The following is a 13,047-nucleotide window of genomic DNA, read 5'->3' as shown; positions in this document are numbered from 1 at the left end:
AGCAGGTGTTCGGTATCGACTTCGGGGCGGCCAAATTCGGCGGCATGTTTAGCGGCCTCCTGCAACAAAGCCTCGGACTGTTCGCTGATGCGGCTGGCGAGCCCACTGCCGCGCCGGCGCGTTGTACCCGTAGCAGCCGGGGCGGGTTCGCCGAACGAGGCACCGACCACCTCGTCGGTATCGGCCGCACCCGACGGCGAATCGCCACCGATGCGGAAGAGGTCGCTGCCGAGAAAGTCTTCGAACAGGCCGCTGCGCGAGCCAAACAGAGCCTCCAGCGGCGAGACGGTGCGCTTTTGCTGGCGCACCAATTGGCGATAGTGATCGTCACACAACAGCATGGTGCTGTGGCGACCATTGAGATTGGCTTCCATTCGCATCGTGGCGGGCTGGCCGCAGACTTGGCATTGTTTTCTGGCCATGCTGATGCTCCTTGAGAGGACTGATTTGACGAGACGCCGTAGGTTACGGCGCCTCGCCATTCACTTGGTTTTTCTGTGGAGAACGAGCCGATCGGCGTCAGCCGTTGATCGGGATCGAGCGGCCCTGCTTAGGCGCACTGGCCTCGCTCTTGTCCATCGTGATCGTGAGCACGCCGTTCTTGAAGGCGGCCTTGATCGATTCCTGGTTGGCGTTGTCAGGCAGGTTCAGGACACGCTGGAAACTGCCGTAGGAGCGTTCGACGCGATGGAAGCCACCCTCCTTCTTTTCCTGCTCCTGGCGTTTCTCGCCCCGTACCATCAGCACGTCGTTGTCGAGCGTGATCTGAATGTCTTTTTCCTCGACGCCGGGAACCTCCAAAGAAATCTTGTACTGCTTGTCGGTTTCCTGGATGTCAACTACCGGCTTCAGCATGCCCGGCAAGTCCGACGGCCATCGAGGCATGGCCTGCGCCGGAAAACCGAAGCCTCGAAACGCATCGTCAAAGAGGCGGTCGATCTCGCGATGCAATTGCAGGATGGGACTGACGGGACCGCCTGCCACCGGCAGGTCATTGCGCTGCACGGGCAGCGAGGCAGCGCTCTGTTGTTCTTCCTGCTCCTTTTTGAACCAGTTCCAGGGAGCCAATTTCTTGAAATCAATATCCATGTCACACCTCCAGAAATCAATTGAAGACTCACTCAATCCGTTTGCTCGCGGCGACGGACAGCGCGCCCAGGCAACACGGGATGTTCCGCTGACTTTGGCTGCTTATCTGTGCGTATCACCTCCTTCTTTCTGCCTGCCTGGATCTGATCATTGATCCATCGATCGATTTCAGTTTGACGAAACCGCCACGTCCCGCCGACCTTGAAGGTCGGAATCTCCCCGTGCGCGGCGAGCCGGTAAAGCGTCCGCTTGCCGACTTTCAAGCAGGCAGCCAACTCGTCGAGTGTGAAGATCGCTTACTGGCGCGCTGCCATAACACCCCCCACAAGTTCCGCGCGTCACGCGGCCTCGCTCGAGGAAATTCTTGCAAGACTTAGCAAAAGATTAGGTCTAACATGCCAAAAGTCAAGAGCCAACATCCAGCGACCGCACGATTCACTCAATGACATGACGCCATTTGAGTACCGCAATGCGGCATAAATACTCTACGAGATGACTGTGTTATAAATCCTTGAATACCCTATCACCTGGCTTTCCGCGATTGTCCAGATTCAACAATCTCACCGCTGAATCTGGTAGATCCAGGTATTGAAGTGAGTTTCCGGCATTTACCAGCTTCTTCTGCCGGAAAATGATGCGGTAGTGGCCATCGGCGAATTCCTCTATCTCACCCCAGACCAGCTTGTGGATATCTGACCAGCGAAGGCCAGTAGTGCAGGAAAACAGGAAAGCCCGCCGCAGAACGTCATACCGACATTCGGCTTTGGTTAGAGCCCGGACCTCTTCCAGGGTCAGGTAAGTCCGTTTCGTGTTCTCCAGCTTGATGGACTTGACCTGTTGAACCGGGTTGTCGCGGACAATGCCGTCCCGATAAGCCTGGTTGAGCGCTGCCCGAACCTTGTTGAAGTAACTGCTGGTCGTGTTCTTGGCCAGTTTGGTTCCGGATTTGGTGGTGGCTTCATGCTGAAGGTAGTGCCGGAACCTCTCCAGGACTCGATTTCCAACAGCCGTTTTGCCCGGATGGCCTCAGCCTTCTGATTCACGGTCTTGTTGTGCTCACGCTCCGCCGGAAGGCGGGGTTTGTCGTAGAGGAACAGGTTCAGGGGTCATATGAGCGCTTCTGCGCCCGAGAACCGTCCTGACCCGTCTTAGAACCGTGATAGTAGACCAGTCGCAAGGCACGGTGGCCGTTCTTATCTGGTTCGCGTTTCTGGATAGTGATTTTCATGTTTTGCTCCTTTTGTGCTCCGAAAACTTATACTCGGAGCACAAACGGAGCAAGAGGGGGCAAAACGGATCAAACTGCCTGCAAAGAAATAGAATAAATTTCTTTATAAAACAATGGCTTATTTGTATTTTATTGGATGCTTTTCGATCTTTTTGGCCGTTTCACTTCCCGATGCAGAAGGAGGAAAAGATGCGGCCCAGCAGGTCGTCTGGAGTGAACTGACCGGTGATTTCGCTCAGGCACTCTTGGGCCTGGCGCAGGTCCTCGGCGAGCAGTTCGCCGGCGGCGTGAAGCTGCAGTTGCTCCCAGCCGTTGTCCAGAGCGGTTTGGGCCCTCTCCAGCGCGTCCAGGTGACGGCGGCGGGCGGTAAAGGTGCTTTCACCCGCATCCTCAAAACCCATGACGCTTTTCAGGTGCTGCTTCAGTGCCTCTATGCCAGCTCCGCTGGCGGCGCTGATGGCCAGACAGACCGGATCGTCGTGACGCACGCCTTCCGGCTCGCCGGTAAGGTCGATTTTATTGCGAATCAACGTCAGTTTGCCGGGGTCGGGTAGTTGCTGGACAAACTCCGGCCACAGGGCGGCCGGATCAGTGACCTCAGTGCTCTGACTGTCCACCAGCAGCAGGATCCGGTCGGCTCTATGAATTTCCTGCCAGGCCCGCTCCACCCCAATTTTCTCCACCTCATCCGGCGTGTCCCTCAGGCCGGCGGTGTCGATGATATGCAGGGGCATGCCGTCGATGTGAATATGTTCGCGCAGGACGTCCCGGGTAGTGCCCTCGATGTGGGTGACAATGGCACTGTCGCGCCCCGACAGGGCATTAAGCAGGCTGGATTTACCCGCGTTGGGTTTGCCTGCAATCACCACATTCATTCCGTCGCGCAATAGCGTGCCCTGACGGGCCTGGGCGAACACGGCGTCCAGCCGCTGGCGAATGTCGGCAAGGTCTCCGGCCACTTTGCCATCGCTGAGAAAGTCGATTTCTTCCTCGGGAAAGTCAATGGAGGCCTCCACGTAGATGCGCAGGGCGATCAGGGCTTCCACCAACTCATTGACCTTGTGTGAGAAAGCGCCTTGGAGCGAGTGCAGGGCACTGCGGGCGGCCTGCTCGCTGGAGGCGTCAATCAGGTCCGCAATGGCCTCGGCCTGGGCGAGGTCCAGCTTGTCGTTGAGGAAGGCGCGCTCGGAAAACTCCCCGGGACGGGCCAGTCGGGCACCCCGCTCGCAGGCGCTGCGCAACAGCCAGTCGAGAATAACCGGGCCGCCGTGGCCTTGAAGCTCGACAACGTCTTCTCCGGTAAAGGAGTGGGGTCCCGGGAAAAACAGGACAATGCCCTGATCCAGGGCTTCACCTTGGGTATTCAGAAACGGAAGGTAATGTGCGTGACGGGGTTTGAGGGGCTGCGCGGTGATCTGTTCGCCGATCGCCCGGGCTTGGGGGCCCGACAGGCGGATAATACCGACACCACCGCGACCCGTGGCGGTGGCGATGGCGGCGATGGTGTCGGTGGGCGTCAGACTCACGAGTTTGCTTTTTACCCCTCGCGTTCAATCTGACGGGTAATAATGTACTGCTGGGTAATGGACAGGGTGTTGTTGGTTACCCAGTACAGTACCAGACCCGCCGGGAAGAACAGGAACAGGAAGGTGAACACAATGGGCATCAGCTGCATGATCTTTGCCTGAGTCGGGTCCGGCGGTGTCGGGTTCAGCTTGAACTGAATGAACATGGTCAGGCCCATGAGCAAAGGCAGCACATAGTAGGGGTCCTTGACCGACAAATCCTGAATCCACAGGAAGAAGGGCGCGTGGCGCAGCTCGACACTTTCCATCAATACCCAGTACAGCGCCAGGAACACCGGCATCTGAATCAGAATGGGCAGACAACCCCCCAGCGGGTTCACTTTTTCCTTTTTATAGAGCTTCATTAGCTCCTGGGACATTTTTTGGCGGTCATCCCCATAACGCTCTTTCAGCTCGGCCATTTTTGGACTGAGCTTGCGCATCTTCGCCATGGACCTATAGCTGGTGGCGCTTAGCTTGAAGAATGCTGCTTTAATAATAATTGTCAAAGCAATAATTGCTAAACCCCAGTTGTTCAGGAAACCGTGCAACCAGTCCAAAACCGTGAACAGTGGCTTGGCGATCCACCAGAGCCAACCGTAGTCGACGGTCAGGTCCAGGTAGGGGGAAATCTGCTCCAGTTTTTGAGTGTCTTTGGGGCCAGTGTAGAACTCGGCAGAGATCTGTCCCTGACTGCCAGGTGCGACTTCCGTGCTCGGGCTGGTAAAGCCGAGCAGGTACATGTTGCGATTACCCAACTGACGGAGATGGTAGTTGTGGGTCTGGCCGGCATCCGGTACCCAGGCGCTGACAAAATAGTGTTGCACCATGGCTACCCAGCCACCTTCTTTCTGGGTTTTGAAGGTCTGTTCGCTCAGATCCTCAAAGTCCAGTTTCTTGTACTTTTCATCGTCCGTGGTGATGGCGGCGCCCAGGTAGGGGTTGATGGCAAAGAGTCCACCTGGACCGGCGCCGGCGGACGAGTTATCGCGTTTGATCTGGCCGTACAGATTGGCCTGCCAGGGTTCGGCGCTCTGGTTGTCGATCAGGTAATCGAGTTTGACCAGGTATTCACCGCGCTCGAAGGTATAGCGTTTGGTGATGGTCACATCACCCTGTTGATAGGTCAGATCCACCTGAAGTTGATCGTCGCCCTCGGCCAGTTGGTACTGTTGCTGGCTGGACTGAAAGACCGGGCGTTCGCCGTCCTGGGTATCGGTGGCGTTGCGCCCGACCAAGCCGCTCTGGGCCACATAGGTCTGGGCCGCGGTGTTGTTGAGCAGCACATAAGGGTTGTCCGGCTGGTTCAGTTCAGCGTAATGCTGACGCAGGGCCGAATACACCAGGTCACCGCCGCGCGGATCGATGTTGACGATCAGGGTGTCGGTCTCGACACGAATGGGTTGGCGGGCGGTGTTCGATTGACTTGGTACCTCGGCATCGTCGGCCGAATCCCCCGGGGCTGAAGGCAGCTCGCTGGCGGTATCGGTTGCGTCCGGAATGCCGCTGTCGTTGTCATTGGAAGCGGTCTGCTCCGAGCGCGTCTGGCTGGAGGTTTCCGCGAGGTTTTCCTGAAAGTCGTTGTAGCGGATAACCAGAGTGAACACGACGGCGCACATGGCCGTGATTAACAGGGTTTTTTGCCAATCCATCTTTATTTACTGCCATCAGTAGGGTGTGAGTGATTGGGGTGGGCCGGAACAGGATCCTCGCCCCCTGGATGCCAAGGGTGGCATTTTAATAGTCGGCGAACGGTTAGATAACCCCCGCGAAGGAATCCGTGACGTGCGATCGCCTCTTCAGCGTAGTGGGAGCAGCTTGGATAGAAACGGCACTGATTGCCCACCCAGGGACTGAGCAGGTAACGGTAGAGCCAAATCAGTCGAAGTGCCAGCCAACGCATGGGGTCAACCTGTCGATTCGGAGGCGGAAGCCGCCAGTGCTTTGCGGGCAATGCGCAACCACTGTCGGTCCAGTTGATCGATTAGGGTGCGGTTATCCAGACTGTCCATGCCCTTTCGCGCCAATACAATAACATCAATACCGGAAAAGTTCGGTGGTTGGCGACGAAAAGTTTCCCGAATAAGACGTTTCATCCGATTGCGTTCGGTGGCGTTGCGGATGTGTTTTTTGGCGATGATCAACCCGAGGCGAGCAGCGGTGTGCTTATTGGGTCGTGCCAATATCAGGAAATGCTTGTGGGAGGCGCGAAACGGGGCGTCCGCGAAAACCGCTTGAAAGTCGTCAGAGGTAAGCAGCCGATGTGCTTTGGGAAAAGCCTGGGAAGCCACTTAACTCTGACAACTATAAACGGTGCAGCGCAAAGGCGGGCACGCTTATACGGCCAGAGCCTTGCGACCTTTGGCACGACGACGAGCCAGTACAGCGCGACCGTTTTTGGTGGCCATGCGAGCACGGAAACCGTGGGTGCGCTTACGCTTCAGTACGCTGGGCTGAAATGTTCTTTTCATGGAAGTAACCTGCCGTTCGAATTCCTGGTAAACCCGCACCAGGCGGGAAAAGAGGCGCGATTTTATAGAAAATCGGGGCTAAAGGCAACGGATTGATGGGGGTTTCTCGGTTTTTCTGCCTAAATAAAACAGGGTATGCAGTTATTCCCGGTTATGCGGTGCTTGTCAATAGGATAATAACAGGTTATCCACAGTTTGTGGTTAAAAAATGACCGGTTTTTAAGGCTGTATCTGTGGGTAAAGGTAGAACGGTTGCTCAGATAACTTATTGAAAAGACACTGGTAATAACAAAAATTATGCGGAAAAAAAGATTCCCGGACTGTGGATAACTACTTTTATAGAGAGTACACTAGCATCCGTTTTTTTGGATAATAATGCACCGGGGGGAAGCGGTTTTGCCGGAATCTGTTTGGAAACTTTGCGCGTCGAGTCTACAGGACGAGCTGCCTCCCCAGCAGTTCAATACCTGGATACGGCCGCTGCAGATAGATGCCGATGCGGAATCCGGGCAACTCAGGCTGTTGGCGCCCAACCGGTTCGTGTGCGACTGGGTCAACGAGAAGTTTCTGCACCGAATTCGCGAGCTGGTTGAGGATTTTCAATCCGACCAACCCCTCAGTGTTGAGGTGGGTATCGGTTCCCGCCCCGGGGGCGTCGGGACGCGACGCCCGGTCAATCAATCCTCGACCAGGCCGGTGTACCCGCAGGGACAACCCGGTACCGGAGCCTCTTTTGGTGAATCCCTGGGAGCGGAACCGTCGGGTTTTGGTCGAATGGGCGGATCCGCACCCAGTGAAGCGCCGGCGGGGCAGAGGCCCGAGGCCCCACCGGTGGCCGAGCCCGCCCCTCAACCATCGGTCAATAATACGGTTGAGGTGGAAGGGGCGCTCAAGCACAACAACAACCTCAACCGGACGTTCAACTTCACCAGCTTTGTCGAAGGTAAGTCGAACCAATTGGGGTTGGCCGCAGCACGACAGGTGGCCGAGAACCCCGGCGGTTCCTATAACCCCCTCTTTATATATGGTGGTGTCGGCCTGGGTAAGACCCACTTGATGCAGGCAGTGGGTAATGCGTTGGTCGACAAGAATCCCAATGCCAAGGTGATTTACCTGCACTCGGAGCGGTTTGTGGCCGATATGGTCAAGGCGCTGCAGCTCAATGCCATCAATGACTTCAAGCGCTATTATCGTTCTGTCGATGCACTGTTGATTGACGATATCCAGTTTTTTGCCGGCAAAGAACGGTCTCAGGAGGAGTTCTTTCATACCTTCAACTCGCTGCTTGAAGGTGGCCAGCAGATCATTTTGACCTGCGATCGCTATCCGAAGGAAATCAATGGCCTGGAAGAGCGGCTGAAAAGTCGGTTCGGCTGGGGGCTGACGGTGGCAGTGGAGCCTCCGGAGCTGGAAACCCGGGTGGCGATTCTGATGAAGAAGGCCGATCAGAGCCACATCGATTTACCCCACGAAGCGGCGTTTTTTATTGCCCAGCGCATTCGCTCCAATGTGCGTGAGCTGGAAGGCGCTTTGAAGCGGGTAGTGGCGAACGCTCAGTTCACCGGGCGGCCTATTGATGTGGATCTGGTGCGCGAAGCGCTGAAGGATCTGCTCGCCTTGCAGGATAAGCAGGTGGGCATAGATAATATCCAACGGGTGGTGGGTGAGTACTACAAGATCAAGCTGAACGATCTGCTGTCCAAGCGACGCAGCCGCTCTGTGGCTCGCCCGCGCCAGGTGGCCATGGCCCTGGCGAAGGAGCTGACCAACCATAGCCTGCCGGAAATTGGCGAGGCGTTTGGGGGGCGGGACCACACCACCGTTTTGCACGCCTGTCGCAAAATAAAACAGATGCAGGAAGAGGATGCGGATATCCGGGAGGATATGAAGAATCTGCTGCGCTCCCTGACGACTTGATTGTTCACCGTGAATCCCTGATTCAGGAAAACACCTAACAGGAATAACAGGAAGAGACCCAATGAAATTTGTCGTGTCCCGCGAAGCTTTGTTGAAGCCCCTGCAGCTGGTCGGAGGGGTGGTAGAACGCCGCCAAACGCTGCCGGTGTTGTCCAATGTGTTGATGGTGATTGATGGTGAACAGTTGTCTCTGACCGGCACCGACCTGGAAGTGGAAATCGTCGCCCGGGTGCCGCTGGAGGCTCCGGCCGATGCCGGCGAAGTAACGGTTCCCGCGCGCAAATTGGTCGATATCTGCCGCTCTTTGCCGGAAGGTGCCAGCATCGAGTTCGCACAGGATGAGCAGCGGATGGTGGTAAAGAGCGGCCGCAGTCGGTTTACCCTATCAACGCTCCCGGCCAGTGACTTCCCCAATGTGGAAGACGGCCCCAGCGATCTGCAGTTTGCCTGCCCCCAGCGGGAGATCAAGCGGTTGATCGAGCGCACCGCGTTTGCCATGGCACAACAGGATGTCCGCTATTATCTGAATGGCATGCTGTGGGAGGTCAAAGAGGGTCAGTTGCGGGCCGTGGCCACCGATGGTCACCGCATGGCGATGTGCACCCGCCCGGTGCCCGTGAGCGTCGAGGACACCATTCAGGCGATTCTGCCCCGTAAGGGTGTGTTGGAGCTCTCCCGTCTGGTGGATGATATCGACGATACCGTGGATGTTACCTTGAGCGCCAACCATATCCGGGTGGCGACCGGCGATTACACCTTTACCTCCAAGCTGGTGGACGGCAAGTTTCCCGATTACGAGCGCGTGCTGCCTCGCGGTGGCGACAAGGTGGTGTTCGGTCCCCGTTCCGAGCTCAAGCAGGCCTTTGGTCGCACCGCCATTCTCTCCAATGAGAAGTACCGCGGTGTACGCTTGTTGCTCGACGATGGGGTCATGACGATTGTGGCCAATAACCCCGAGCAGGAAGAAGCGGAAGAGCAGGTGGCGGTGGATTACAGCGGCGACTCCCTGGAGATGGGGTTCAACGTGAGCTACCTGCAGGATGTGGCCAATGTCATTTCCGCGGATCACATCAAGATGACCCTGTCCGATGCCAACAGCAGTGCGCTGCTTGAGGAGCCCGAGGATGGAGATTCGCTTTACGTCGTAATGCCGATGCGCCTCTGATAGAGGCGTCTCGGCGCCCTTTATGTCTGTATCCCGCCTGAGTATCCAATCTTTGCGAAATCTGGAGAGTGTGAGCCTGACTCCCTCTCCACGCACCAACCTCATTTACGGTCAAAACGGCTCCGGTAAAACCAGCGTACTGGAGGCGGTTCATACCTTGGCCCTCGGCCGCTCGTTCAGAAGTCACAAGCACAAGCCGCTGATTCAGTGGGGCAGAGAGCAATTCACGGTGTTTGCCGAGATTCAGCACCAGGGAAGCCGAATCCCGGTGGGCTTGCAACGCGCTCTGACCGGAGAGGTCAACTTCAAGGTAAATGGCCGGGCGGTGGGCTCTCTGGCGGAATTGGCCGCGATGCTTCCCCTGCAGGTCATCGACGCCCATACCTTTCTGCTTTTGGAGGGAAGTCCCAAGGTCCGCCGGCAGTTTATGGATTGGCTGGTGTTTCACGTGGAACCTTCGTTCTTTCCCGCCTGGAAGGCCGCACAGCGCTGTCTGAAACAACGCAATAGCCTGTTGCGACGTGATAGAATAGAAACCAGTGAGTTGAGCGTTTGGGACCGTGAGCTGTCCAATCTTACTCAACAGATCCACGAGTGCCGTGAGAAAACCATTGAGCGATTCCGGCCGGTTTTTCTCAGGTTGCTTGAAGAGTTTATTCGCATCCCCGGCGTCAGCCTGTCCTATCAGAGAGGGTGGGATAAAAACCGCTCCTACCAGGAAGTGCTTGCGGATAACTTCGAACGGGACCGCCAAATGGGGTATACCCAATCCGGCAGTCATCGGGCTGATCTTCGAATCAATGTCGAAGGGCAACCAGCCGGGGATATTCTGTCTCGAGGTCAGCAGAAGCTGGTGGTCTGTGCGCTCAAAATCGCACAGGGCTATGTCTACGCCCAGGAAACCGGCGGTCGGTGTATTTACCTCGTCGATGATCTGCCGGCAGAGCTCGACGGGGATCACCGGGCTACGTTGGTGGATTGGCTCGATAAGCTTGAGACTCAAGTATTTATTACCGGTGTTGATAAGCCGTCGCTTCTGGCGGATTGGCAAGACCGGCCAGACGCTATAACCAGAGTGTTCCACGTGGAACAGGGTACTGTCACCGCGGACGTGAATACCGAACAGCAGTGAAATCGGAGCTAGTTTATGTCAGAAGAGAAAAATTACGACTCGTCCAGTATTAAGGTCCTGAAGGGCCTGGACGCGGTCCGCAAACGGCCCGGTATGTACATCGGCGACACGGACGATGGTTCCGGCCTGCACCATATGGTGTTTGAGATCGTGGATAACTCCATTGACGAGGCCCTGGCCGGTCACTGTTCGGAAATTCGCGTTGTCATCCACCCGGATGAGACTGTCTCTGTCTCCGATAACGGACGCGGTATTCCCACCGAAATGCACGAAGAGGGTGTATCGGCGGCCGAGGTCATCATGACCGTCCTCCATGCGGGCGGTAAGTTCGATGACAACACCTATAAAGTGTCTGGCGGCCTGCACGGCGTGGGGGTTTCGGTGGTTAACGCCCTGTCCGAAGAGCTGAAGCTGACCATCCGCCGTGGCGGTAAGGTCCATGAGCAGGTGTATAAGCACGGCGTTCCTCAGTCGCCCCTGGCCATCGTGGGTGAAACCGATAGTTCGGGCACCGAACTGCACTTCAAACCGTCGGCGGAAACCTTTACCAATATCAAGTTTGAGTATGAGCTGCTGGCCAAGCGCCTGCGGGAACTGTCGTTCCTGAACTCCGGTGTTCGAATTGTTCTGAAGGATGAGCGCTCCGGGAAGGAAGAGGTTTACCAGTATGAAGGCGGTCTGAGAGCCTTCGTTGAGCACCTGAACGCCAACAAAACCCCGATCAACAAGACCGTCCACATTGTCTCCGCTGAGCGGGAAGACGGCATTGGGGTGGAAATTGCCCTCCAGTGGAACGACTCCTTCCAGGAAAACCTGTTCTGCTACACCAACAACATTCCCCAGCGCGATGGCGGCACCCACCTGGCGGGCTTCCGCGCGGCACTGACCCGTACCCTGAACGCCTATATTGAACGGGAAGGCCTGTCCGCCAAAGCCAAGGTATCCACTACCGGTGACGATGCCCGGGAAGGCCTGACCGCGATCATTTCCGTGAAGGTCCCGGACCCGAAATTCTCCTCCCAGACCAAAGACAAGCTGGTATCTTCCGAGGTGAAGACCGCCGTTGAGCAGGAAATGAACCAGATCTTCGGTGAGTATCTGCTGGAAAACCCGAACGAAGCCAAGGCGGTCGTGAGCAAGATGATCGATGCCGCCCGCGCCCGTGAGGCGGCCCGTAAGGCCCGGGAAATGACCCGTCGCAAAGGCGCTCTGGACATTGCCGGCCTCCCCGGCAAGCTGGCGGACTGTCAGGAGAAAGACCCGGCATTATCTGAAGTCTACCTGGTGGAGGGTGACTCCGCCGGTGGTTCTGCCAAGCAGGGCAGGGCACGCAAGACCCAGGCGATCCTGCCCCTGAAGGGTAAGATCCTGAACGTTGAGAAGGCCCGGTTCGATAAAATGCTCTCCAGCGCCGAAGTGGGCACGCTCATTACCGCTCTGGGTTGCGGTATCGGCAAGCAGGAGTTCGATCCCGACAAACTGCGTTACCACCGCATCATCATCATGACGGACGCCGACGTGGATGGTTCTCACATCCGCACCCTGTTGCTGACCTTCTTCTTCCGTCAGATGCGCGAGCTGATCGAGCGGGGCCACGTCTACATCGCCCAGCCGCCGCTGTATAAAATCAGCAAGGGCAAGTTCGAGCAGTATCTGAAGGATGAAGCGGCGCTGACCGCATTTTTGACCCAGTCCGCCCTGGAGGGCTCCAGCCTGCACGTCAACGCCGATGCCCCGGGCATCAGTGGTGAAGGGCTGGAGAAGCTGGTGTACGAATACCGCTCGGTCATGGACACTATTGAGCGCCTGTCCCGCCTGTATCCGCGCGAGATTCTGGAACAGATGGTGTACCTGCCGTCCCTGACGCCCGAGCACCTGACCGACCAGGGGCATATCCAGCAGTGGTGCGATCAATTGCTGGCCCGTCTGAGCCTGGATACCCGCGATGGTAGCCAGCGGTATCTGATTACCGTGCGCGAAGACACCGAGCGTCACCTGTTCCTGCCGCAGATCGAGATCATTGCCCACGGCCTGTCGCACCACTACCCGTTCACCCATGACTTCTTTCACTCTGGTGAATACAGGGCGATCATGTCCCTGGGCGAAAAGTTGGTGACCCTAATCGAGGATGGCGCCTATATCCAGCGCGGCGAAAAGACCCAGGCCATCAGCAGCTTTGATCAAGGTCTGGAGTGGTTGATGAAGGAATCCCGCAAGGGCTATAACGTTCAGCGCTATAAGGGGCTGGGTGAAATGAACCCCGAACAGCTGTGGGATACCACCATGAACCCGGAAACGCGGCGTATGCTGCGGGTAACGGTGCAGGATGCCATTGCCGCCGATCAAATCTTTACCACCCTGATGGGCGACCATGTGGAGCCGCGCCGGGAGTTCATTGAATCCAATGCACTGGCCGTGGCGAACCTGGACGTCTAGGAATCTGCCACAATTCCTGGTGATTGCCATAATAAAACGGCGGG

At 56.9% G+C, this 13,047-nt stretch carries 11 protein-coding genes and 2 pseudogenes; 4 read left to right on the top strand and 9 right to left on the bottom strand.

Features of this window, described 5'->3' with window-relative positions; all coding sequences use genetic code 11:
* From B3520_RS17155 to rpmH, 9 genes and pseudogenes are all read right to left on the bottom strand, one after another.
* Window positions 1-422, bottom strand: a pseudogene (locus B3520_RS17155) (Clp protease ClpC); the annotation flags it as partial.
* A gap of 97 nt (window positions 423-519) precedes the next feature.
* Window positions 520-1,089 (bottom strand): Hsp20/alpha crystallin family protein, encoded by a 570-nt coding sequence (locus B3520_RS17150; protein WP_286804906.1) that lies wholly within the window; start codon window positions 1,087-1,089, stop codon window positions 520-522.
* 32 nt (window positions 1,090-1,121) lie between these two features.
* The gene (locus B3520_RS17145; protein WP_286804913.1) at window positions 1,122-1,382 is read right to left on the bottom strand and encodes a helix-turn-helix domain-containing protein; all 261 of its coding nucleotides are present in this window, start codon (window positions 1,380-1,382) and stop codon (window positions 1,122-1,124) included.
* Between the two features lie 211 nt (window positions 1,383-1,593).
* A pseudogene (locus B3520_RS17140) lies at window positions 1,594-2,317 on the bottom strand (phage integrase SAM-like domain-containing protein); the annotation flags it as partial.
* A 161-nt stretch (window positions 2,318-2,478) separates the two neighbouring features.
* Window positions 2,479-3,843, bottom strand: coding sequence for a tRNA uridine-5-carboxymethylaminomethyl(34) synthesis GTPase MnmE (gene mnmE, locus B3520_RS17135; RefSeq protein WP_414673676.1), 1,365 nt, complete (start codon window positions 3,841-3,843; stop codon window positions 2,479-2,481).
* 11 nt (window positions 3,844-3,854) lie between these two features.
* Entirely contained in the window at window positions 3,855-5,534 is a 1,680-nt protein-coding gene (gene yidC, locus B3520_RS17130) for a membrane protein insertase YidC (RefSeq protein ID WP_286804907.1), read from the bottom strand.
* A 2-nt stretch (window positions 5,535-5,536) separates the two neighbouring features.
* Entirely contained in the window at window positions 5,537-5,785 is a 249-nt protein-coding gene (gene yidD / locus B3520_RS17125; protein WP_081666103.1) for a membrane protein insertion efficiency factor YidD, read from the bottom strand.
* Between the two features lie 4 nt (window positions 5,786-5,789).
* Window positions 5,790-6,173 carry a ribonuclease P protein component gene (gene rnpA, locus B3520_RS17120; RefSeq protein WP_286804908.1) on the bottom strand — a complete coding sequence of 128 codons (384 nt, stop codon included), beginning with the start codon at window positions 6,171-6,173 and terminating at the stop codon, window positions 5,790-5,792.
* Between the two features lie 45 nt (window positions 6,174-6,218).
* Window positions 6,219-6,353, bottom strand: a complete 135-nt coding sequence (gene rpmH / locus B3520_RS17115; RefSeq protein ID WP_024461782.1) for a 50S ribosomal protein L34 — start codon at window positions 6,351-6,353, stop codon at window positions 6,219-6,221.
* Between the two features lie 375 nt (window positions 6,354-6,728).
* Here rpmH and dnaA point away from each other — a divergent pair, with 375 nt between their 5' ends.
* From dnaA to gyrB, 4 genes are all read left to right on the top strand, one after another.
* Window positions 6,729-8,270 (top strand): chromosomal replication initiator protein DnaA, encoded by a 1,542-nt coding sequence (gene dnaA, locus B3520_RS17110; protein ID WP_286804910.1) that lies wholly within the window; start codon window positions 6,729-6,731, stop codon window positions 8,268-8,270.
* Window positions 8,271-8,331: 61 nt separating this feature from the next.
* Window positions 8,332-9,435: a DNA polymerase III subunit beta gene (gene dnaN, locus B3520_RS17105; RefSeq protein ID WP_024461784.1), complete on the top strand. Its 1,104-nt coding sequence runs from the start codon at window positions 8,332-8,334 to the stop codon at window positions 9,433-9,435.
* 22 nt (window positions 9,436-9,457) lie between these two features.
* Window positions 9,458-10,567: a DNA replication/repair protein RecF gene (gene recF / locus B3520_RS17100; protein WP_286804911.1), complete on the top strand. Its 1,110-nt coding sequence runs from the start codon at window positions 9,458-9,460 to the stop codon at window positions 10,565-10,567.
* Between the two features lie 15 nt (window positions 10,568-10,582).
* Complete coding sequence (gene gyrB / locus B3520_RS17095) at window positions 10,583-13,003, top strand: DNA topoisomerase (ATP-hydrolyzing) subunit B (protein ID WP_286876481.1); 2,421 nt, start codon at window positions 10,583-10,585, stop codon at window positions 13,001-13,003.
* The last annotated feature ends 44 nt before the right edge of the window (window positions 13,004-13,047 follow it).

The organism is Marinimicrobium sp. UBA4509 (genome assembly GCF_002388575.1).
Taxonomy (GTDB): Bacteria; Pseudomonadota; Gammaproteobacteria; order Pseudomonadales; family Cellvibrionaceae; genus Marinimicrobium; species Marinimicrobium koreense.
This window is presented reverse-complemented; position numbering and strand designations above follow the sequence as displayed.